19 protein-coding genes, 1 tRNA gene and 2 pseudogenes are annotated in these 21254 nt (G+C 64.6%); 17 read left to right on the top strand and 5 right to left on the bottom strand.

What is annotated here, in order from left to right; genetic code table 11:
- Positions 1-124: 124 nt before the first annotated feature.
- A pseudogene (locus tag EAT49_RS13970) lies at positions 125-672 on the bottom strand (IS3 family transposase); the annotation flags it as partial.
- A gap of 65 nt (positions 673-737) precedes the next feature.
- Here EAT49_RS13970 and EAT49_RS13975 point away from each other — a divergent pair.
- Complete coding sequence (locus EAT49_RS13975) at positions 738-1754, top strand: IS110 family RNA-guided transposase (RefSeq protein ID WP_123642924.1); 1017 nt, start codon at positions 738-740, stop codon at positions 1752-1754.
- 236 nt (positions 1755-1990) lie between these two features.
- On the opposite strand, the pseudogene EAT49_RS13980 reads toward EAT49_RS13975, so the two are convergent.
- Positions 1991-2107 (bottom strand): annotated as a pseudogene (locus tag EAT49_RS13980) (transposase); the annotation flags it as partial.
- A 38-nt stretch (positions 2108-2145) separates the two neighbouring features.
- Here EAT49_RS13980 and EAT49_RS13985 point away from each other — a divergent pair.
- Together EAT49_RS13985 and EAT49_RS13990 are read left to right on the top strand one after the other, a co-directional pair.
- Positions 2146-2934 carry a recombinase zinc ribbon domain-containing protein gene (locus tag EAT49_RS13985; RefSeq protein ID WP_123642925.1) on the top strand — a complete coding sequence of 263 codons (789 nt, stop codon included), beginning with the start codon at positions 2146-2148 and terminating at the stop codon, positions 2932-2934.
- Between the two features lie 124 nt (positions 2935-3058).
- On the top strand, positions 3059-3802 hold the full coding sequence (locus tag EAT49_RS13990) for a hypothetical protein (protein ID WP_185020763.1): 744 nt from the start codon (positions 3059-3061) through the stop codon (positions 3800-3802).
- A gap of 97 nt (positions 3803-3899) precedes the next feature.
- Here the strand turns inward: EAT49_RS13990 and EAT49_RS13995 are convergent, their stop codons facing one another.
- On the bottom strand, positions 3900-5003 hold the full coding sequence (locus EAT49_RS13995; protein ID WP_123642926.1) for a site-specific integrase: 1104 nt from the start codon (positions 5001-5003) through the stop codon (positions 3900-3902).
- Between the two features lie 187 nt (positions 5004-5190).
- On the opposite strand from EAT49_RS13995, the gene EAT49_RS14000 reads away from it, so the two are divergent.
- The 14 genes from EAT49_RS14000 to EAT49_RS14065 all read left to right on the top strand — a co-directional run bounded on the left by EAT49_RS14000 (position 5191) and on the right by EAT49_RS14065 (position 20545).
- Positions 5191-5841: a hypothetical protein gene (locus EAT49_RS14000; RefSeq protein WP_123642927.1), complete on the top strand. Its 651-nt coding sequence runs from the start codon at positions 5191-5193 to the stop codon at positions 5839-5841.
- Between the two features lie 11 nt (positions 5842-5852).
- On the top strand, positions 5853-6098 hold the full coding sequence (locus EAT49_RS14005) for a hypothetical protein (RefSeq protein WP_246003859.1): 246 nt from the start codon (positions 5853-5855) through the stop codon (positions 6096-6098).
- Positions 6095-6424 carry a hypothetical protein gene (locus EAT49_RS14010; protein WP_123642928.1) on the top strand — a complete coding sequence of 110 codons (330 nt, stop codon included), beginning with the start codon at positions 6095-6097 and terminating at the stop codon, positions 6422-6424. Before EAT49_RS14005 ends, EAT49_RS14010 begins: the two co-directional genes overlap by 4 nt.
- Before the next feature lie 3 nt (positions 6425-6427).
- Positions 6428-9094: a PriCT-2 domain-containing protein gene (locus EAT49_RS14015; protein ID WP_123642929.1), complete on the top strand. Its 2667-nt coding sequence runs from the start codon at positions 6428-6430 to the stop codon at positions 9092-9094.
- A gap of 360 nt (positions 9095-9454) precedes the next feature.
- On the top strand, positions 9455-9964 hold the full coding sequence (locus EAT49_RS14020) for a hypothetical protein (RefSeq protein ID WP_123642930.1): 510 nt from the start codon (positions 9455-9457) through the stop codon (positions 9962-9964).
- Positions 9954-11762 (top strand): phage terminase large subunit family protein, encoded by a 1809-nt coding sequence (locus EAT49_RS14025; RefSeq protein ID WP_246003860.1) that lies wholly within the window; start codon positions 9954-9956, stop codon positions 11760-11762. Before EAT49_RS14020 ends, EAT49_RS14025 begins: the two co-directional genes overlap by 11 nt.
- Positions 11763-11934: 172 nt before the next feature.
- Entirely contained in the window at positions 11935-12966 is a 1032-nt protein-coding gene (locus EAT49_RS14030) for a DNA cytosine methyltransferase (protein WP_221181466.1), read from the top strand.
- Positions 12966-13985, top strand: a complete 1020-nt coding sequence (locus EAT49_RS14035; RefSeq protein ID WP_123642932.1) for an HNH endonuclease — start codon at positions 12966-12968, stop codon at positions 13983-13985. Before EAT49_RS14030 ends, EAT49_RS14035 begins: the two co-directional genes overlap by 1 nt.
- A complete protein-coding gene (locus EAT49_RS14040; RefSeq protein ID WP_123642933.1) occupies positions 13894-15336 on the top strand; it encodes an Eco57I restriction-modification methylase domain-containing protein in 1443 nt (480 codons plus the stop codon). Before EAT49_RS14035 ends, EAT49_RS14040 begins: the two co-directional genes overlap by 92 nt.
- A 101-nt stretch (positions 15337-15437) precedes the next feature.
- A complete protein-coding gene (locus EAT49_RS14045; protein WP_123642934.1) occupies positions 15438-16850 on the top strand; it encodes a phage portal protein in 1413 nt (470 codons plus the stop codon).
- Positions 16843-18651: a prohead protease/major capsid protein fusion protein gene (locus tag EAT49_RS14050; RefSeq protein WP_123642935.1), complete on the top strand. Its 1809-nt coding sequence runs from the start codon at positions 16843-16845 to the stop codon at positions 18649-18651. The genes EAT49_RS14045 and EAT49_RS14050 overlap by 8 nt, the downstream gene beginning before the upstream one ends.
- Complete coding sequence (locus EAT49_RS14055) at positions 18648-18863, top strand: phage head-tail joining protein (RefSeq protein ID WP_425459530.1); 216 nt, start codon at positions 18648-18650, stop codon at positions 18861-18863. Before EAT49_RS14050 ends, EAT49_RS14055 begins: the two co-directional genes overlap by 4 nt.
- Before the next feature lies 1 nt (position 18864).
- On the top strand, positions 18865-19209 hold the full coding sequence (locus tag EAT49_RS14060; protein ID WP_123642936.1) for a DUF2190 family protein: 345 nt from the start codon (positions 18865-18867) through the stop codon (positions 19207-19209).
- A 52-nt stretch (positions 19210-19261) separates the two neighbouring features.
- Positions 19262-20545, top strand: coding sequence for a competence protein CoiA family protein (locus EAT49_RS14065; protein ID WP_123642937.1), 1284 nt, complete (start codon positions 19262-19264; stop codon positions 20543-20545).
- Here the strand turns inward: EAT49_RS14065 and EAT49_RS14070 are convergent.
- Positions 20497-20754, bottom strand: a complete 258-nt coding sequence (locus tag EAT49_RS14070; protein ID WP_123642938.1) for a hypothetical protein — start codon at positions 20752-20754, stop codon at positions 20497-20499. The two genes, EAT49_RS14065 and EAT49_RS14070, sit on opposite strands and share 49 nt — an antisense overlap.
- A gap of 250 nt (positions 20755-21004) precedes the next feature.
- Positions 21005-21081: transfer RNA gene (locus EAT49_RS14075), tRNA-Met, on the bottom strand.
- Positions 21082-21254: the final 173 nt, after the last annotated feature.

A 21254-nucleotide genomic window follows, 5' to 3' on the forward strand; every position in this document is an offset into this window, starting at 1 on the left:
ATCCTCGCCCGGATCGGCGACCACAAGATCAACCGCCTCGACGACCTGCTGCCGTGGAACTGGGTGCCGCTCACTCAGGAGGACAAGGCCGTCGCCTGAGCTGCGGTCCTAACCGGCCGGTTACGAACCGCCGCCCGCAGGACAGCGCATCAGACACGAAGTCGAGGCTCCAGCGCTGGTTCGGGCCCTGCGGGATCGCCATCGGTGCCCGCGTCCCGAGCGCACGTTTCCGGCCGCCGCGCCTGCGCACCGTGAGCCGGTCTTCGCGGTAGATGCGGTAGAGCTTCTTCCAGTTCACCTCCCAGCCTTCGCGGCGGAGCAGGATGTGGAGGCGGCGGTATCCGAACCGCCGCCGTTCCGACGACAGCTCGCGCAGGCGTCGTCGCAGTGCCCCGTCGTGGCCCCGCGTCGAACGATACCGGTAGACACGTGGATCAATCCCGACGAGCGCACAGGCGCGCCTCTGGGAATAGCCTTTCTCGGTGATGGCCCAGCTCACGGCAGATCTGCTCGAACTGGGCCTCAGAAGTTTTTTCCGAGCATCTCGCGCAGCGTCGAGACATCCAGCATCGACTCCGCAAGGAGCTTCTTCAGCTTGGCGTTCTCGTCCTCGAGCGCCTTCAGCCGTCGAGCGTCCGAGACCTCCAGCCCGCCATACCTGGCCTTCCACTTGATGGGATGGACGGCTCTCCCACCCCGGTCGCAAGATCGGGGTATCGAAGACACAGGAGGGAAGGATGACTATCAAGACCATCGGGATTGATCTCGCCAAGAACGTATTCGAGTTGTGCGGATTGGATGAACATGGAGAAATCCAGCTCCGCCGCCGCGTGCGACGAGAAACGCTACTGCGGGCCGTGGGGGAGATCCCGGCCTGCGTGATCGGCATCGAAGCCTGCACCGGGGCCTTTCTCTGGCAGCGGCAGTTCGAGGCCCTCGGTCACGAAGTCAGGATCGTCGCCCCCCAGCATGTCAAACCCTTTCGGCGGCGGCAGAAGAATGACCGCAATGACGCCGAGGCGATTGCCATCGCCGTCATCCAGCCCCGCATGCGCTTCGTGCCGAAGAAAAGTGTAGCCCAGCAGGACATCCAATCCCTCCATCGGGCCCGTCGGCGCATGGTCAACCACCGGACCGCGCTGGTCAGCCAGATGCGGGGAATTCTCCTGGATCGAGGCATCGCCTTTGGACAATCGATCACGCGCGCCCGGCGCATGATCCCCGAGATCGTCAACGATCAAAGCAACGATCTGTCAGGGCTTTGCCGTGAGATCCTGCGCTCACTTCTGGAACTGATGAGCGAAATCGACAAGCGGGTGCAGGAGTTCGACCGGCGCATCGATGAGGTCTTCCGCGCGAACGAGGCCTGCCAGCGCGTTGGACGGATCCGCGGCGTTGGCCCCAAGACCGCCACCGCCGTCATTGCCGCAGTGGGTGACGGGCGCGATTTTGACAACGGGCGTCACATGGCCGCCTGGCTAGGGCTGGTCCCACGTCAGCATTCCAGCGGAGATCGGACGGTCCTGATGGGGATCAGCAAGCGCGGCGACCAGCACCTGAGGACCCTGCTGGTCCATGGCGCCCGTGCCGTCGTGCGAACCGCGGTCGGAAAGACCGATCGGTTCAGCCGGTGGGTGAATGAACTGCGGGAACGCCGAGGGATGAACCGAGCCATTGTCGCCGTCGCCAACAAGAATGCGCGGATCATCTGGGCGCTGCTGGCCAGAAATGAGGAATACCGTCCCGCGACCTGATGCGTGACGGTCCGAGGTGCAGGCGAAAGAGGAAATGAGTCGACCGGACGGACCCGGTGCATGGAGAACCTGGCTTTTATAAAGGCCCAAGAGGCCGGCCATTTGTTGAGGGCCATGCTTCGCGGATTACCCATTTGGGCGCGCCACCATCGACCGGCGACGCCGGATAGATGTCAGCACCCGTCACGCTCGATTACTGCTTCGGAACGCTTGCAAAGGGAGAGCCATCCATAGATGTAGAACGTCGGCTCGCTCACACCGTGCTTGCGGCAGAGTTCCGCCGCGCTCAGCCCGGCCTGGTGCTCCTTCAGAATGCCAATGATGTGTTCTTCGCTGAACCTGCTGCGCTTCATCGTCCGTCTCCTCTGTCGAGGAACAGACTAACCTCAGAGTGAGGAGGTTTCAGGGGAGCAGGTCAGCGCGCCCCGCTACCCGCCGCTCGAAGTTTCTTCTGTCGGGACTGCTGTTCTGTAAGTGCTGTGGCGGGAAGCTGACGATCGCCGGAACCGGCGACCGCCGCTACTACTACTGCCAGACAGCGAAGCAACAGGGGCCGAGTCGTTGTGTCGGAATGACCGGGCTCCGCCAGCTCGATGCCGAGGCCGTGGTCCTTTCCGGATTGAAGAAGGACCTCATGCAGCCCGCCGCTTTCGAAGTCTTCCGGCAGGATTATGCGGCCGCACTCAGGGAAGCCGTAAAGGGCGTTGGTGCGGAGAAGCAGGGGCTCGAGCGTAGCCTGAAGAAGCTGGAGAAGCAGATCGGAAATGCAACCGCCGCGATCCTGGGTGGTCTCAATAGCCCTGCACTCCTGAGCGAACTCAAGAAGGCCGAGGAACAGAAGGCCGAGCTCGTCGAGCGACTGGCGCGGGTAGATCTTCCCGAGCCTGAGCTGCCCGCGGATCTCGATCGGCTCTATGCCGAGCTGGTGCGCAATCTCAAAGCCACGATGGCTGACCCCAAGCTGATCCAGCAGGCCATCGACGTCATGAAGGTGTTGGTGGAGAAGATCGTGGTCGAGGAGCTGCCCGAGGGCGGTCATGTGCTCGATCTGCAAGGAAACCTCGCGCGGATGCTCAGGGCATCCGCGCCCAACCATGATTGGTCTGGGCTGGGATCTTCGAAAAGTTCGCTGGATTTGGTTGCGGGGGTAGGATTTGAACCTACGACCTTCAGGTTATGAGGCAACCCGACGGGGCCGGAATAGTCTTTCAATAGCAAATATTTAGAGGAATTCTTGGCTCGCGACGTCGGCGTCGTGTCGCACGGAGCAGACGCAAATCATTGGGAAGTAACGGGAAAGCCGCATGTTCATGAATCAGCGAACCTTGGTAGTTTACAGCCTGCTGGCCGATTATGTGCGCAGCCCTTCCCTGCGTCACATGCGAGAGCAGCGCTCCCTGGCCAAACTGGCCCTCGAAATCGTCACGAAACTCGATCAGGACAGCTCTGTCTGGAGGAAGTGGGAAGGCCCGCGGGACAAGGTCCTGGCCTCGGCGATAGACTGCTGGATCCCGAAGGACGACATGCTCGCCTTCCTGAATGGCCTGCCTGGCCCGGTCCTGACGATGACCGATCTCGAGCAGCGCATGAAGGCCATGATCGAGGAGGAATACCTCGGAGATCCGGAACCGAAGCTCGAGGCCGAATGTCTGGCCATCTACCAGGCCGATAAAGAGGCTGGCACGGAAATGCCCGCTATCATCGGGCGCCTGTCGGATTACGTGGGCGCGCAGTGGCAGCGTCTGCGCGACGAGGAGCGTGCGGAGGCCGAGCGGCGGTCGGAAGAGGCGCGACTGGAGCGGGAGCGGCGGCTCCTGTCCTACGCCGATTGCCCATGGACCCAGATCAAGGGCTCGAAATTCTTCTATTGCCGCAAGAACGGCCGGGTCTTCCAGCTCAAGCCCAACAGCGACAAAAGCCTGACGCTCTATCGGGTGCAGGAGGTCGACGACGCCGCCAGCGGCGACATGATTGGCCGCTATCGATCCCGCGGGGATGCCAGCAAGGTGGTGGCAAAGGCGGCCTATGAGCCCGAGCCATTTCGGTAGAGCGGCTCCAAGCCCCGCCACAGGGGCGTTGGAGAGGGCCGATCCCGGCCATACGGGTGAACCGGGCGAAGCATCCAGCAGCCGCCGCTCGGCCCACTCACCCCAGCAGCTTGGCCTCGACCTCGGCCATGGCGTTCTGGTGGTCGGGCGACGGGAACAGGTGGCCGTAGCGCTCCATGGTCATCTGGATCGAGGAATGGCCTGCGAAGGTCATCACCTCCTTGATCGAGAAGCCCTGCTCGATCCAGAGCGACACCGCGAAATGGCGCAGGTCGTGCCAGCGCAGTTTCACGCCGACCTGCTCCTGCAGCTTTCGGAACCGAGATTGCGTGTTGGTGTGCTGGAGGACGCCGCCGCGAGGCGCGGGGAAGACCAGCCCGAGGTCGCTCCTCGGGCAGCGCAGTTTCCAGCGGCGAAGCGCGTTCAGCACCATTGGCCCGGCGGGGATGTCGCGATAGCCCGCGCGCGATTTTGGCTCGCCCATCTGGTTGTAGGCGTCGGCGCGCTGGCGCACGTGGATGAAGCCCTTGTCGAAATCGACGTCCTGCCAGCGCAGGCCGCGCAGTTCCGAGGCGCGCAGGCCGGTCAGCGCCGAGACGATCAGGTGCGGTTTGAAGTCCTCGTCGGCCGCCTCGATCAGCGCGCGGATCGTCTCCTTCGACGGCACCGGCGCCTTGTAGTCGATCCGGCTCGACTTGATCACCCGCACGCCCTGCGCGGCGTTGGTGAAGAGCTGGCCGTTGTCGATGGCGTGGTCGAGGATGAGCTTCAGCACCGAGAGCGCGCGCCGCGTCAGATGCTCGGACCGGCCGTTCAGCAGCAGCCGGTCGCGGAACTCGTTCACATGGCGGCGGGTCAGCTGGACGATCAGCTTGTCCCCGATCCCGATTTCGGGAACCGTAATGTGCAGCCGCACATAGTCGCTATAGCCGCGGAGCGTGGACCGCTCCATCCGCCGCCCCGTCTTGCAGCGCACCTCGCAATGGTCGAGCCACGCCTTGGCGGCGTCGGCCACGGTGATGCTCTCGCTGTCGGCCAGATAGGTGTTGTTGGCGACGAGCGAGCGGACCTTCACAAGATAGACGTCGGCGTCCTTCCGGCGCGGGAACAGCTTCGAGCGGCGTTTGCCGGCCTGGTCGGTGAAATCCACCTGCCAGCGCACCAGGCCCGAGGGCAGTGTTCGCTTCCGGATCGTCGCCATCCGATTTTCCCTTTTCCTGACAATGTGTTGAGCATCGTCAGCCTTCCGCATTGCCATTCTTCTTCCGGCATAGCGAGGCGAAACCGACCGCCTCGGAAGCCACTAATGGATTTTTAGTCCGAAACCCTCTTGTGCGCCAGAGGTTTTGAACTTAAAGTCTGAAACAAGCTCAGGAGACCCCGCCGCGATGGCAAAGCTCAGCGACCTCATCCCCACCCTCGCGCAGGTTCTGCCGATGCCCGAGCAGACGGTGTCGGTGATCGCGCGCGCGCTGCGGAAGGAGCGACTGATCTCCACCGGCGGGCGCGGGCCCGGCGCGGCCGACATGACGCCCGAGGACTGCGCTCGGCTGCTGCTCGCGATCATGGCTGCCGATCAGGTGAAGGACGCGGTCGAGGCATCGGAGCGGTTCTGGGACTTCCCCGTCGAGGACCTGCACAGCCAGGACACCATGCCCGAGGACGAGCATGACGCCTGGCTCCCGCTGCCCGATGCCATGCGAGCGCTGACGCAGGTCAGGACATTCGGGGAGATGCTGGCCGGGCTGATCGCGGCGGCGCGGGACGGTGCGCTCGACGCGGCGCTCGGCGGCGTGATGCTCCCCTTCATGAAGATCGAGGTCGAGCGGCGGTTCCACACCGCGTCCGTCTCCCTCGCCGGGTCCAGCGACGGGCTGCTGCCCGACCGGACCGTGATCATCGCCAGCTTCGCGCCGCCGAAGGCGCAGCTGCGAAAGCTGATGGAGGCATCCGGATTTCACGAGGGCGGCGATGCGATGGTCACGTTCGCCGTCAGTCAGAGAACGATCATCGCGCTCGGCGCGCTGATCCGCACCTAGGAGGACAGGACATGCAGGAGCATTTGCGGGCTGGACCCGCCACAGGAGAGGTTTGCCCGACGCTTGCCGAGGATCTGCTGCGAGGCGCGGACGCCATCGCGCTCTTCGTCTTCGGCGACGCGAAGGAGCGGCGGAAGGTCTACTACTACGCCAGCGAGGCCAAGGTGCGGATGCCCACGTTCCGCATGGGCAACGTGATCTGCGCTCGGAAATCGAAGCTGATCGGCTGGATCGAGCAGCAGGAGGCCGCGCGATGAGCGACTTCCGCGTCCCGCTTTCCACCGACGATCACGTTGTCATCGGCAATCGCCTCCGGGAGTGCCGCGACGCGCTGATGCACGTCATGACCTCGGCCGTCCCCGGAACCCTGACCTATCAGGAAGCCGACCGGTCCCTCGCCGCGCTCGACCGTCTTCGCGCCGAGCTCGAGCACGATCTGCGGGGCACCACGGCGTACGAGCGCGACCCGCGGCATCTGGCCGGCAAGGTCTACTACGGCTTCGTCCGGTTCGTCGGCAGCGGCGACGGGCCGGAGGAGCATTGGAACGACGACTTCGCCGCCTGGGTCCTGGACGGGGAGTGAACCATGGAGGACGCTATCCGCACGACCGAAGATATGGCCCATGCCGAGGCGTCGGCGGATGCGTCCACTGCGGCGCCCGCCGCCGAACTTGAGGACCCGACCGAACTGCGCCTGCAGCTGCATCGTCACGGCTATCGCCCGGTGCCGGTGCTGGGCGCGCATGTCGCCATGAAGGCCGCGGGCAAGCGGCCGATGATGAAGGGCTGGGAGACCGTCTGCGCCAGCGCCGACGAGGCCGAGATCGCGCGCTGGACCAAGGCGCAGCGCAACTGCACCAATACGGGCCTGCTCTGCGGGACGCTGATCGGCATCGACATCGACGTGCTCGATCACCAGCACGCCCACCGGGTGACCTGCATCGCGACCGAGATGCTCGGCATGACGCCCGCCTGCCGGATCGGGCGCGCGCCGAAGATCCTGCTGACCTTCCGGACGGACGAGCCCTTCGACAAGCTCCAGACGTCCGAGTTCCACATGCTCGACGGCACGGTGGCGCGCGTCGAGATCCTGGCGACGGGACAGCAGTTCGTCGCCTTCGGCATCCACCCGGACACGAGGGCGCCCTACTCCTGGCCCGAATGCTCGCCGCTCGACGTGCCGCTGCATGCGCTGCCGCCGGTCTCCAAGGAGCGGTGCGCGGCGTTCATAGCCGCGGCCGAGAATTATCTGCGCAAGGTCGGCGGCTACAGCACCGCCGATCGCCGCGAGATCGAGCGCGAGGGGCGCAAGGCCGCGGGGCTCAAGCGGAACCAGGCGCCGTCGCGCGAACTGGTCGAGGAGGCCGTCGCCCACATCCCCAACGACGAGCTCCCCTATGACGACTGGATCAAGGTCGGACTCGCGCTCTACGCCGCGCTCGGACCGGACGGTCGCGACCTCTGGGAGAGCTGGTCAGCGCGGGCCGACAAGAACGATCCCGAATACACCGCCGAGAAGTGGGACAGCTTCTCGTCCGTGCGCAGCGTGACCGTGGGCACGCTGTTCTGGCTGGCACGGCAGAACGGCTGGCGCGCGGAGCGGGTGGAGCGGGTGCGAACCTCGCGCGCTCGTAGTCCAGACGGCCAAGGTGCCGACGATGACGACGGAGACGGCCGCCCGGTGATCCGCATCTTTGCTGGCTTCCTGCACCGGGCCGTCGACATGGCCGAGGGCGCGCTTATGCAGGCGGGGCTCGGCTACTATCAGCGAGGCAGCATGGTGGTGCGCCCGGCGATGGTGCCGGTGGCAGTCTCGGATGGGCGCACGGTCGACGCGCCCCGGCTGGTCGACGTCAAGGCGCACCACATGGCCGAGGCATTCACCCGCGCGGCGAACTGGAAGCGGTTCGACAAGCGCGAGGGCGAGTGGCTCAGCACCGACTGCCCGCACAGGATCGCGGAGACGTTCCTGGCGCGCGAGGGCCAGTGGCGCCTGCCGGTGCTGACCGGGATCATCAGCTGCCCGACCCTGCGCGCCGACGGCTCGATCCTGGACCTGCCGGGCTACGACGCGCAGACCGGGCTGCTGTTCGATCCGCAGGACGTCACGTTCCCGACGCTGCCGCGCGACCCAGACCGGGACATGGCGCTGCGCGCGCTGGCCTACCTCAAGGACCTGATCTCGACCTTTCCCTTCGTGGCGGAAGGGGATCGCGCGGTGGCGCTCTCTGCCATCCTGACCGCGCTGGTGCGCCGCTCTCTGCCGACCGCGCCGCTCCACGGCTTCAACGCGCCGACTGCGGGCACAGGAAAGTCCATGCTGGTGGACCTCGCGAGCCTGATCGCCACCGCCCGTCCCGCACCCGTGATCGCGCAGGGCAAGACCGAGGAGGAAATGGAGAAACGGCTGGGCGCGGCGCTGATCGCGGGCGACGTGTTGATCGCCATCGACAACTGCGAGGAACCGGTGGGCGGCGAGCTTCTCTGCCAGACCATGACGCAGACGAGCCTCAAGGTCAGGATCCTCGGCAAGTCCGTGAACGCCGAGGTGCCGAGCAACGCGGCCATCTTCGCCACCGGGAACAACCTCACCTTCGAGGGCGACATGACCCGCCGCGCGCTCCGCGCCACGCTCGACGCCGGGGTGGAGCGGCCCGAGCTGCGCGCCTTCGACCGCGATCCCCTCGCCATGGTGACCGAGCGGCGCGGCGACTACGTCTCGGCCGGGCTGACAGTGCTGCGCGCGTTCCATGTCGCCGGCCGACCGCAGCAGCGCGCGCCGCTCGGCTCCTTCACCGACTGGTCGCGCTGGATCCGCGACGCGCTGATCTGGCTGGGCGAGGCCGATCCCTGCGACACGATGGAGGAGTTGCGCGGCGCCGACCCGAAGCTCGAGGCGCTGACCTCGGTCCTGGAAGGCTGGCGCGAGGTGATCGGCCTGCAACCAGCCAACGTCCGCGACGTGATCGAGCGCGCAACCGAGCAGCGACCGCAGCTCTACGGCCGCGCCGAGTTCGTGCATCCCGAGTTCCGCGAGGCCCTGCTGCGGGTCGCTGGCGAAGGCGGCGCGATCAACGGCAGGCGGCTCGGCAAGTGGATCGGATCGCACCAGAACCGGATCGTGGGCGGGCTGCGCCTGGTCAACGCGGGCGTGTCGGCAGGGTTCACGCGCTGGCAGCTGGAGCACGCGGAACCGGGCATCGTGCCGATCAACGACGGTTCTGAAACTCTCCGAAGCCGTGCCGATGCGTGACGTTCATTCCCGATCCGTCTGGTGGGTTTGGTGGCTTTGGTGGATTTGTCCCGGCCGATATCTGTGTTTGTCGCCCAAAGTGTCAGCGACGTGGAAGGTCGCGACACGTGACGCCATGCATCACGCCGCGACGCATGACATGACAGTTTTCAGGAGCGGGCCGAAACAAACCCCTGATCTCCACCAAACCCACCAGACAATTCGTGAACGGACGGCAACGCTCGGCACGGCCCGCGAAACCTTCAGAATCGCCGTTAGCCATCGGAAACGCCGGATCGCGGGCCGCCAGGCGGTTCCTCCTGGGCACATTCGTATGTGGGGACGCGCAGCGCATAAGCCCGCCAGCGTCAGGGGGCGGAAATGACTAAACTCGACAGCCACGAGACCAAGACCGCCTTCGCCGCCCGGGTCGGGCTGACCAAGGGGCGCATTTCGCAGCTGGTGGCCGAGGGGCTGCCGGTGCGCGCGGACGGGCGGATCGACGTGGCCGAGGGGCTGGCCTGGATCGAGACGAACCTCGACCCGGCCCGGCGCTACAAGGGCGGCGCGCCCTCTGCCACCGGCCGCACCGCCACGCTGGCCGAGGCGAAGCGGCTGCATGAGATCGTGAAGGTCCAGCGCGCCCGGCTGGCCTTCGAGCGGGAGCAGGACAAGCTGATCGACGCGGACGAGGCGCGGCGCACGGTCTTCGCGCGCGCCCGTGCCGAACGCGATGCGCACCTCGCGTGGGTCCAGCGCACGGCGCCCCTGCTGGCTGCCGAGCTCGGCGCCGATCCCCGCGCCACCTTCGCCGCCCTCGACCGGATGATGCGCGAGCATCTCGAACACCTGGCCGACCTGCCGCTCGGGAGCCTCAGTGATGGTGCCTGACATCGACCTCGCCTGGCGGCGCGGCATCCGCCCGGAACCGCCGATCCCGGTCTCGGACTGGGCCGACCGGCATCGCATCCTGCCGCCCACCTCGGCCGAGCCGGGGCGCTGGCGCACCGACCGCACGCCCTACCTGCGCGCGGTGATGGACGCGCTGTCCACCGCCAGCCCCTACGAGCGGGTCGTGCTGATGAAAGGCGCGCAGACCGGCGGCTCGGAGGCCGGGCTGAACTGGCTCGGCTACATCATCCAGAACGCGCCCGGCATCGCCATGCTGGTCATGCCCTCGCTCGACATGGTGCGCCGGAACACCACCGTGCGCATCGACCCGCTGATCGAGGCGACGCCCGCGCTGCGCGACCTGGTCGCCGCGCCCCGCTCCCGCGACGCCGGGAACAGCCTGTTCCGGAAGTCCTTCCCCGGCGGCCAGCTGGTGATGACCGGGGCGAACAGCGCGGTCGGCCTCCGCTCCACGCCCGTACGCTACCTGTTCCTCGACGAGGTGGACGGCTATCCCGGCGACGCCGATGGCGAGGGCGATCCGGTCGATCTGGCGATCCAGCGCACCGCCACCTTCCGCGGGCGGCGCAAGATCTACATGGTGTCCACGCCGACGCTGAAGGGCCATTCCCGCATCGAGGCCGCCTTCGAGCACAGCGACCGGCGCTTCTACCACGTCCCCTGCCTGCATTGCGGCGACATGGCCCCGATCACCTGGGCCCGCATACGCTGGCCCGAGGGGAAGCGCGACGCAGCCTATCTGGTCTGCGAGGCCTGTGGCGGCATCCACCACGAGCACGAGAAGCCCCGCCTGCTGGCCGCCGGCGAGTGGCGCGCGACGGCCGAGGGCGACGGCCGCACCGCGGGGTTCCATCTCTCCGCGCTCTATTCCCCGTGGGAGACATGGGCCGAGATCGCCGCCGAGCACGGCCGCGTCCGCAAGGATCCCGCGCGCCTTCAGGTCTGGGTCAACACCAAGCTGGGCGAGTCCTGGGAGGACCAGGCGGGCGACACCGTTCCCGCCGATCCGCTGATGGCGCGGCGCGAGGACTGGGGCGAGGCGCTGCCCGCCGCCGTCGCCGTGCTCACCGCAGGCGTCGATGTGCAGGGCGACCGGATCGAGGTACAGATCCTCGGCTGGGGCCGCGACGAGGAGGCGTGGGTTATCGACTACCGTGTGCTCTGGGGCGACCCGTCAGGCCCGCGGCTGTGGGCCGATCTCGACATGGTGCTGCAGGCGACCTTCCCGCATCCCGCCGGGCTCGACCTGCCCGTGCGCGCCGCCGCCATCGACACCGGCGGCCACCACACGAAGATGGCCTACGAGTTCTGCCGCACCCGACTCGCCCGCCGCATCTGGGCGATCAAGGGCCGCGGCGGGCCCGGCATCCCTGTCTGGCCGCGCCGCCCGACGCGCACCAACAAGGGCAAGATTCCGCTCTTCATCGTCGGCGTGGATGCCGTGAAGGACGCGGTCTACGCCCGCCTGCGCCTGACCGAACCTGGCCCCGGCGCGATCCATTTCCCCCGCCGTCTCGACGCCGACTACTTCCGCCAGCTGACCGCCGAGCGCGTCGTCACCCGCTTCGAGCGCGGCCGTCCCATCCGCTCCTGGCAGCCCAAGCGTGACGGCGAACGCAACGAGGCCCTCGACACCTTCGTCTACGCCCACGCCGCCCTGCACGGCCTCATCAGCATGGGGCTCAGGCTGAACGAGGAGGTGGAACGGGTGAGTCCGGCACAGACGCGTAAGGCTGCGGCGGCAGCGGGGGTGATCCGGTCCGCGTGGATGCGATAGTGTCTTCGGTGACGCAAGATGTTGAAACGCAGACTGGCTTCGGATACCAAATAGGGGATACCGAAGGCTCGAGCACGCAGACTCGGGTCACGAACAATTAAAGAACATTTGCGACAATCTGCGCAGTCTCGTGCCAGGCGGTGTCGCAAAGTTACCGAGGGAGCAGCCATTGGTGAAGTGTGTCAGCATCTTTTCTGGAGCAGGAGGTCTCGACGTTGGAGCCAAGAATGCTGGCGCCAAGATTATGGCATGTGTCGAGAATGACCCCGATGCTGCAGAGACGCTGCGCCTGAACCGCACCAGTATCGACAATCCTGAAATTTTCGCAGTTGACATACAGGGTGTCGACTTCACCCAGCTGAGAACAGACGAACCAACGATCCTGATCGGGGGGCCACCGTGTCAGCCTTTTTCGAAGAACGGTTACTGGGTGAAGAACGACAACCGGCTCATCGACGAAGATCCACGGAACATGATCGGGCAGTTTCTTCGCGCCGTCTCTGAACTACAGCCATCGGGCTTCATTTTTGAGAACGTCGAAAGCATTCTGCATCCAACGAATATTGCTACGTTCGAGAGATTTCTTGCCGAGGCTAGAGCTCTTGGATACGCATGCACCGTCTACAGAGCGAACTCGGCCGACTTTGGCGTTCCGCAAAAGCGAAAGCGCGTATTTGTATTTGGCGTACGGAAGGCTAGAAGCCCGATCCCTCAACCGCACCCAACTCATGGCGACCCCGCCAAGCCCGAACTAATGAATGGCTTCCAGCCATATACTGGGGTCGGCGCCTTCATCTCGAAATACGCCTCTGACGATTTCCGTGAGCCCCAAGAGGACGCCTCTAACGGAAACTACTTCTATGAACTTACTCATGTGCCACCAGGCAAAAACTATATCGCGCTCTCAAAACTGAAGGGCTATGATGGTCGAAAATTCCGAACTGGTGGACGCTTCTGGAATTTTCTCCATAAGCTACATCCGGAAGAGCCCTCTATAACCATCGCAGCCCAGCCGGGTCCTTGGGTGGGCCCATTTCACTGGGATAACCGCCGCCTTCGCGTTCCTGAAGTCGCAGCCATTCAAACATTTCCAGAGGGCTACAAGTTCTTTGGGAACCGCAGGTCGGTCCAGAAGCAGATCGGCAACGCCGTACCGTGTTTGCTGGGCGAGAAGATGGTGGCGCACCTGATTGAGTATTTGTAATGGCGCTTGACCGCAATCTCCTCTTTTACTTTGTAAGGGACGCGCTCGCGCCCTACTCAGAGAATTTCCGCATTATTGACCGACAGAATCCGGTGCAAATGACGCTCAATGGGGCTCGTTATTCCGCACACGTTTCTTACGTTCATGACTCGGGAAACGCTCGTGACAATGATGATGAGGTACGAATTCAGCTAGGGCGTGGGATCATTGAGGAGCAAAGGGCGAGGCAAGCGCGAGGAGACCGCGTTGCCTTTATCGGTTTCTTCGATACTGGCGACACATTTGTGGCATGGGATCCGCGACACGTATTCTCCCTACAAGCAAGGACTGTCGTGTCGGTCTACGCGCGGCAATCCCAGAGAGTGTCGGTATCAACGCAACAAGCAGCGGTGCATCAATTCATGGCACGGCAGCTTGGCGAACAGAGTTTTGCAATCGCGCTGCCCGCATCGGCACTGGGATTCTATCTTGAGAATGTCGAGCACTTTCATGCTCTGCGCAGTGAACATGCGATCGTCAATCTCGTCGGACGGCATACGGAAACCTTCGCTGATGCCGGCTTAGGTGCAAGCGGTGAAATTGAAGTCGATGAAGCCGGGGAACGCGAGAAATTCACGTTTGAGCGCACCGCATATCCGAGGGATCCGAGGTTCAAGAAGTGGGTTCTTGAAGCGTACGGGCAAACATGTTGTGTCTGTGATCGCCAGCTGGCGATCGTCCAGGCAGCGCACATCATTCCTCACTCAGTTGAGGGCTCGCCAAATCATGTAACAAATGGGCTCGCACTGTGTATTGAGCACCATCGGCTTTATGATGATGCGCTTCTGTTGCCTGGCCCGGGGTATCGCCTTGTCTTCAACACTGACCGAGCAGAATACCTACGCCAGACGAACCAAGACAAAGGCATCGGGGAGATAAGGAACTTACATGAACGACCTTTCGCCGTCCCGACCGATCCGGCACGACGTCCACGAAACGACTACCTGCAGCGTGGGCTCGACATCCGTATGGGCGCTTGACGCTCAAGTGGCTGTCTCGGCCGCCGAGACAGCGGAAGCTGAACTCTCATACTCGTCGGAATGTAAGTCCGAGAGCAAACGAAAGCTGGCTGGAGCATACTACACTCCCGCCGATGTTGCCGATCATTTCTGGCAGATTTTCTTCGACCGCCGAAACATCACAAGTTCTCTTTCAGCGCAGAACCTTATCGAAGGCGCCCACTTCGTTGAGCCATCCGCTGGCGCGGGAGCGCTGTTCTTCTCGCTAATCAAGGGGCTGATTAATCAAGGACTATCGCCGCAAATCGTTCGCTTGATTAACGCAGACCTAGTAGACATAAACCAACAAGCACTCGAATTTATTCGAGATAAAATTGAGACTCTGGAGCAGCGCTGGGACATAAAGTTCGATCGAGTAAGGCTAATCCATGGGGATTTTCGGTCCTATGAGTTTCCTGCCACAGATCGGCCTGGTGTGTTTTTTGGAAATCCGCCCTTCGTGGCGAATCAGAAAGGTTCGTCTAAATGGAAGAATCTCTATGCGGATTTTATTGAGCGCTCCTTGGAGCTGTCGCGCAAACCCGCTCATCTACACTTCATTGTCCCCCTATCGATAGCTTTCAGTCGAGACTACAGCGCGCTGCGGTCACGCATGCAGAGGCTCAAATCGGAGATATCGATATCAAATTATGACAACATCCCAGATACTTTGTTCAAGTCCGGCAAGCCCAAGCATACAAATACGAACAAGGCGAATAGCCAACGATGCTCAATTCTTAGCGTTGCCCCTGCGAGAACACCGAGAGTTTATGCTTCGGCACTTCAGAGATGGAGTAAGGGGGAGCGAACGAGCCTTCTCTGCTCCATTCCAACGTTCTATGATGTCACTGACTATCGCCTTGATGATCAAATTCCGCGACCCGCCAATCAATTGATAGCTGATTATCTCCGGGCGAGTATCGAAGAGAAGCGGCTTGGATCGCTAATTTGTAGCGCGTCACGGTACCGCCTCGCAATTGGATCAGTCGCGCGGAACTATATTGGCTTTCGCGACGAACTTGATGGGAGCAGCAATGTCCTAGGCTTCGGTAGCGAGAAAGACTTCCTCACTGCTCTAGGGGTTCTCTCTTCCCGTCTGTTTTTCGATTACTGGCTGACGGTGGGTGACGGTTTTCATCTGACCAAGTCGACGATTCTCAATTTCCCACTGGCTCAGTACGTTGAAGAAGAGCTGCAGCGACTGCAGCCTGAGGTTCGTAAGATGTGGAGGAATCGTAATAACTTTGAGAAAGCGAAATTGAATAACGGCCGGCAAACTAGGTCATTTGACTTTTCGGCGGTAGCGCCTAGCCTTTATGTGAATGGGCGCTAATCTCGCGCGTGGTCTCCGCCTTCTCCGCTCCCCCGATGGGCTGCACATTTCCCAAACATTCCCAATAGCTTGAGGCTTCGCTTCGGGCGATTCTCTCGCCCATGCGGACCATCCTCCATCGCCTTCTCGGCCTCGCGCGGGCTCGCGGCTTCGACGCTGCGGGTGGCGGGCGGCGTTGGGAGGGGGCGCGGACGGTCGACGGGCTGAACGCAACGATCCTGGCGGGGGCGACCACGGCGGCGCGACGGGCCGGGTGGTATGCGCGGAACAACCCGTGGGTCGCGACGGCGGTGGACAGCCTCGTCGGCAATGTCGTGGGCGCGGGGATCAAGCCGCAATCCACCCATCCCGACCGCGCGGTGCGCGAGCGGCTGCAGGCGCTCTGGCTGCGCTGGACCGATCATGCCGCCCCCGACGGGCTGGCCGATTTCTACGGGCTGCAGGCCATGGCCGTGCGCGCGATGGTCGAGAGCGGCGAGAGTTTCGCCCGGCTGCGGGTGGCCAGCGACGCCGCCGGCATTCCCCTCCACCTCGAGCTTCTGGATCGCGAGCAGGTTCCCATGGACCTGCACCGCGAGATCGGCGGCGGGGCGCGGATCCGCGCGGGCATCGAGTTCGATGCCGCCGGTCGCCGGGTCGCCTACCGGGTTTTGTCCTCCCGCCCGGGCGATCCGCTGGGGTCTCTCCGCATGGACCCGCTCCGCGTCCCCGCCGCCGATTGTCTGCACCTGTTCAAGCCGCTCGCCGCGGGCCAGCTGCGCGGGATCACCTGGCTCGCGCCCGTGCTGCTGCGGCTGCACGAGCTCGACCAGTTCGAGGACGCCGCGCTGGTGAAGGCCAAGGTCGCGGCGCTCTTCACTGGCTTCATCACCGATCCCGACGGCACGGCGGGTGGGCTCTCGGGCACCAATACCGGCGGCGCGCTGACCGTGGGCATGGAGCCGGGCAGCCTGATTCCGCTGCCGCCCGGCACGGACATCCGGTTTTCGAACCCGACCGAGCACGACGCCTACGCGCCCTTCGTGAAGAACCACCTGCGCGCGGTCGCGGCCGGGCTGGGCCTGCCCTACGAGCTGGTCTCGGGCGATCTGGAGGGCGTCACCTATTCCTCGATCAGAGCCGGGCTGATCGAGTTCCGCCGCCGGGTCGAGCAGCTTCAGCACAATGTGGTGGTCCATCTGTTCTGCCGACCGGTGTGGGAGCGGTTCGTGCGCCTCGCCGTCCTGACGGGCGATCTCCCCGCGCGGGACTTCGACCGTAACCCGAACGCCTACCTGGGGTGCGAATGGCTGCCGCCGAAGTTCGACTACGTCGATCCGATGAAGGACGTGCAGGCCGAGATCATGGCGATCGGCGCGGGGCTCAAGAGCCGGTCCCAGGCGATCTCCGAGCGCGGCTACGACGCCGAGCAGGTGGATGCCGAGATCGCCGCCGACCGCGAGCGCGCCGACGGGCTGGGTCTCTCCTTCGGCCAAGCGGCGTCACTGCAGCAGAAGGAGGCCGCCGATGGCTGAGACCATGGAACTTCTCACTCGCCGCGCAACGCTGGCTCCCGCGACGGCCGATCCCGAGGCCCGCACCGTCGAGGTGGTCTGGTCCACCGGCGCACCCGTGCGCCGCCGCGACATGGCCGGGCAATACATCGAGCGGCTCAGCCTCGAACCCGAGGCAGTGGACCTGTCGCGCCTGGGAGGTGCCAGCGTGCTGGATGCGCACCGCCAGACCGCCGTCCGCGACGTGCTGGGCTCCGTCCGCAGCGCCGCCGTGGACGGCAAGCGCGGCACGGCGCTCATCCAGTTCTCGGCCCGGCCCGAGGTGGAGCCGGTCTGGCAGGACGTGCTCGCCGGCATCCTTCGGCACGTCTCGGTCGGCTACTCCGTCGAGGAGTGGGTCGAGACCACCGAGAACGGCGCGCGCGTGCTGACCGCCGTGCGCTGGACCCCTCACGAGATTTCCCTGGTGCCGACGCCCGCCGATCCCGGCGCCCACATTCGCATGGAGACAGAGATGACCGAGACGACCACCAACCCGGCCCCGCCCGAGGGGCAGAAGGAGACCCGCGCCGAGGCGAACGCCGAGATCCGTTCCATCGCCCGCATCGCCGGGCTCGACCAGTCCTGGATCGACGGCCAGATCGACGGAGGCGCCGATCCCGACACGGCCCGCCGCGCGGCCTTCGAGGCGCTGGCGAAGCGCAGCGCGCCTGCCATCCGCACCGAACAGGTTCGCGTCGAGATGAGCGAGAGCCAGGACGACCCCGCGCTCCGCGCGCGCCAGATGGGCGAAGCCCTCTACGCCAGGATCAATCCGCGCCACGAGCTGAGCGAACCGGCCCGGCGCTACGCTTATTCCACGCCCGTGGACATGGCGAAGGAACTGCTGACGCTGCGCGGCGAGACCACCATGGCGCTTTCGCCCGCCAGCCTCGTCACCCGCGCGCTGCACACCACCTCCGACTTCCCGATCATCCTCGGGGACACGGTGGGCCGCGTGCTGCGCGACGCCTACCAGGCCGCGCCCTCGGGCATCCGCCGCCTCGGTCGCCAGACCACGGCGCGGGACTTCCGCGCGGTGAACAAGATCATGCTGGGCGAAGCGCCGCTGCTGGAAAAGCTGAACGAGCACGGCGAGATCAAGGCCGGGACGATGGCTGAGGCGAGGGAGGCCTACAAGGTCGAGACCTGGGCGCGGAAGATCGGCGTCACCCGGCAGGTGCTGGTGAACGACGACCTCGGCGCCTTCGCGGACCTCGCCCGCCGCATGGGCCAGGCCGCCGCCGAGACCGAGGCGCGCATCCTCGTCACCCTCCTCGAGGCGGGCAGCGGCAACGGGCCCACGATGTCGGACGGCAAGACGCTGTTCCACGCCGATCACGGCAACAAGGCGGGCACCGGCGCGGCGATCTCCGACACGACGCTGTCGGCCGCGCGGCTGGCGCTGCGCACCCAGAAGGGCATCGAGGATCGCACGATCCGCGTGACGCCGCGCAACCTGCTGGTCCCGCCCTCGCTGGAGACCACCGCCGAGAAATGGCTGGCCAGCATCGCGCCGGCGACGGCGGCGGATGTAAACCCGTTCTCGGGCTCGCTGTCGCTGGTGGTCGAGCCGCGGCTGTCGTCGGCCACCCGCTGGTATGTCACCGCCGATCCCGGCGAGATCGACGGGCTGGAGTTCGCCTACCTCTCGGGCGCCGAAGGCCCGCAGGTCGAGAGCCGTTCGGGCTGGGACGTGGACGGGGTGGAGATCCGGGTGATCCTGGACTTCGGCGCGGGCTTCATCGACCATCGGGGCTGGTTCATGAACGCCGGGGCATGAGCATGGCCGACCTCGCCCAGCTCACCGCCTGGCGGGACGCCCTGATGGCCGCGCGCTATCAGGGCGTTCGCACCGTCGAATACGACGGCAAGCGCATCACCTACGCGAGCGACGGCGAGATGGCCGCCGCGCTCGCAGACCTCAACCGGCAGATCGCAGGGGCGACCGACCGCATCTCGGTCGTCCGCATCCAATCCTCGAAAGGGCTCTGAGATGAAGAACTACCTCCAGAACGGCCACATCGTCCGCGTCACGACGCCCGCGGGCGGCATCGCCTCGGGCGACGCGCTGATCGTGGGCAACATCTTCGGCATCGCCGCCTATTCCTCGGCCGAGGGCGACCCGGTCGAGCTCTCCACCACAGGCGTGTTCCAGCTGCCGAAGGCCAGCGCCGCGGTGCTGACGGTCGGCGCGCGCGTGGCTTGGGACAACACGGCGAAGCAGGTGAACACGCCCGCTGCGGGGCGCTTCCCCGTCGGCGTGGCAGTGGAGGCCGCGGGGAGCGGCGTCACCAGCGTCGCTGTGCGGCTGGATGGGATCGCGACGGCGGCGGCGTAACCATCGGAGCTCAGGTTCTTGCTGTGTTCCGGACTGCGGATACACTGGTGAAATGGCGAGGAAACCCCAACGCATTGTAGAAGCGGCGATTGTCGAGCGGATCGGTGCCATCACTGCGCACGATCTGCTCGCCATGCCAGGCGACAGCTGGGGAATGATCCGCGACCGGATCACTGACAGGCGCAACGGAAAAGATGGCCTTGCTGCGCGCTGCATGGCTTGCGACGGCGAAGTTTTTATCCGGACGTCTCGGATTCGTGGCGTCAGCCGTCCACTGTTTGCTCATTACGCTGGGAGCGACCCGAGTTGCCCTTGGTATCAAGGACGCAACACTACCCCCGACGACGCGCGCGCAACTCAATACCAAGGTCGGCAAGAGTCGGATTTCCATCGCCTGATGTGTGAGCAGGTCGGCCAACTGGTTGCGCTGGATGAGCGATACATCAGGCATACGATCGCGGAGTATCTCCCACCGACCGAGAACGGGCACGGTCGCTTCCCAGATGTCTATGTGGAGTGGGAGGGCTTCGGGCCGTTCGCGGTAGAGTTCCAGATGTCGGGCACGTTTCAGACGGAGATTTCAGCTCGGTGCAAGCACTACGAGCGCGAAGGCATTCCTTTGCTGTGGGTCCTCTTCGGTATCGACACAGCGCGCACTGTGCCGCAGAGCTTTCGAGACGTCATCCGTCGCCACAGAGGAAACGCATTCGTCCTAGATCCGGCAGCGCTTATCGCTTCGCGAGAGCAGAAGACCTTGGTCCTGTCGTGTTACCTGGCCGACGGCGATGGCTTCGATGGACCGCGGCTCGTTCGCTTCGACGAACTCACCGTCCCGCGCTCGAAGCTCCCCTATCACGAAGACCGGCTCGTCGCTCCGCGCCTCCGGGACATCGAGCAACGTCGCCTCCCCTGGTTCCGAGAGCTGGCCGACTGGGATCGCGTCGACCTCCTCAACGGCCTTGATCGGGCACAGGGTCTACTCGTCGCAGCGGCCTTCTCCATCGTGGCGACGGCGAACGGAAAGGAACGCAACTACGCGAGCGGCCATCCCAACATTCGAGCAATGCTCAATACGTATCTGCACTCGGGCACGTTTGCCCGTTACGCAGACCTATTGACCCGACTGATCAGAAACACGGCGAGCAGTGACCTGCTCAGAACGAAGGTGGGTGACCATCTGCGACGCCACCGGGACGGCGCGCAGGCGGATGAGGAGTCGGAGGAATGGCAGTTATTGCGCCAATTGCTCCCTGAGGCGCTCGATCCGGTACTACGTGAGGAACTGATTTATCTCGATGCCTTGCCCGATTGGGCTCGGCCCGTCACCGAAGACTGAGCGTGTTCGCCTTCGTGGAAGATGCTGTCCGTGATCCGCTTCAGCAGCGCAGCGTGATCAGCGAGGGCGGTGACGTGGCCCCAGTTCACGCTCTCGGGGCTGACGAAGAAGTGGTCGTCGCTGGCGACTCGTATCCGGTCGAGGGCCGCGTCAATCTCGGCCTTGCGCGCGATGAAGGCAGCGAGTGCGGCGTCGTTGGTTTTGGGCATGGGGCGGTCTCCGACATGATGTCGGGGATCATGACGGCTCCGGTTGGAGCGGATGGCAAGCACCATAGGCCGCGAACACCCCGCGAACATTGGCCCGTCCCGTGTCGCATCCGTGTTGCACGGAGGAATCGGGGCTGATCGTAAGCCTTTGGAATCTTTGGGGAGCGGTCGGGACGGGCTTGCAACACGGCGCGACACGCAAAAGCCGCCCGGAGGGCGGCGTAAACGTTTGATATCTTGGAGGAAAGTTTGGTTGCGGGGGTAGGATTTGAACCTACGACCTTCAGGTTATGAGCCTGACGAGCTACCGGGCTGCTCCACCCCGCGCCAACACCGGTGACCTATTCGGGATGTGGGGGCGATGCAAGGGGTCCGGCGGAGAGAATACGAAACTTTCGTGACGCCCTCTCCTGCTTTCTCGCGGCACCAGGGAATGGTCGGAGGCAAGCTCCCATAGTGCTGCGGTGCGTGGGACAGGAGCGCCGACCTTCGGAGGTCCG

This window comes from Histidinibacterium lentulum (assembly GCF_003789055.1).
Lineage (GTDB): Bacteria > Pseudomonadota > Alphaproteobacteria > Rhodobacterales > Rhodobacteraceae > Oceanicola > Oceanicola lentulus.

Excerpts from the sequence above, each read along its gene's own strand:
- EAT49_RS13975 (WP_123642924.1), top strand. The coding sequence starts at position 738 with ATGACTATCAAGACCATCGGGATTGATCTCGCCAAGAACGTATTCGAG.
- EAT49_RS13990 (WP_185020763.1), top strand. The coding sequence starts at position 3,059 with ATGTTCATGAATCAGCGAACCTTGGTAGTTTACAGCCTGCTGGCCGAT.
- EAT49_RS13995 (WP_123642926.1), bottom strand. The coding sequence starts at position 5,003 with ATGGCGACGATCCGGAAGCGAACACTGCCCTCGGGCCTGGTGCGCTGG.
- EAT49_RS14000 (WP_123642927.1), top strand. The coding sequence starts at position 5,191 with ATGGCAAAGCTCAGCGACCTCATCCCCACCCTCGCGCAGGTTCTGCCG.
- EAT49_RS14005 (WP_246003859.1), top strand. The coding sequence starts at position 5,853 with ATGCAGGAGCATTTGCGGGCTGGACCCGCCACAGGAGAGGTTTGCCCG.
- EAT49_RS14010 (WP_123642928.1), top strand. The coding sequence starts at position 6,095 with ATGAGCGACTTCCGCGTCCCGCTTTCCACCGACGATCACGTTGTCATC.
- EAT49_RS14015 (WP_123642929.1), top strand. The coding sequence starts at position 6,428 with ATGGAGGACGCTATCCGCACGACCGAAGATATGGCCCATGCCGAGGCG.
- EAT49_RS14020 (WP_123642930.1), top strand. The coding sequence starts at position 9,455 with ATGACTAAACTCGACAGCCACGAGACCAAGACCGCCTTCGCCGCCCGG.
- EAT49_RS14025 (WP_246003860.1), top strand. The coding sequence starts at position 9,954 with ATGGTGCCTGACATCGACCTCGCCTGGCGGCGCGGCATCCGCCCGGAA.
- EAT49_RS14035 (WP_123642932.1), top strand. The coding sequence starts at position 12,966 with ATGGCGCTTGACCGCAATCTCCTCTTTTACTTTGTAAGGGACGCGCTC.
- EAT49_RS14040 (WP_123642933.1), top strand. The coding sequence starts at position 13,894 with ATGAACGACCTTTCGCCGTCCCGACCGATCCGGCACGACGTCCACGAA.
- EAT49_RS14045 (WP_123642934.1), top strand. The coding sequence starts at position 15,438 with ATGCGGACCATCCTCCATCGCCTTCTCGGCCTCGCGCGGGCTCGCGGC.
- EAT49_RS14050 (WP_123642935.1), top strand. The coding sequence starts at position 16,843 with ATGGCTGAGACCATGGAACTTCTCACTCGCCGCGCAACGCTGGCTCCC.
- EAT49_RS14055 (WP_425459530.1), top strand. The coding sequence starts at position 18,648 with ATGAGCATGGCCGACCTCGCCCAGCTCACCGCCTGGCGGGACGCCCTG.
- EAT49_RS14060 (WP_123642936.1), top strand. The coding sequence starts at position 18,865 with ATGAAGAACTACCTCCAGAACGGCCACATCGTCCGCGTCACGACGCCC.
- EAT49_RS14065 (WP_123642937.1), top strand. The coding sequence starts at position 19,262 with ATGGCGAGGAAACCCCAACGCATTGTAGAAGCGGCGATTGTCGAGCGG.
- EAT49_RS14070 (WP_123642938.1), bottom strand. The coding sequence starts at position 20,754 with ATGCCCAAAACCAACGACGCCGCACTCGCTGCCTTCATCGCGCGCAAG.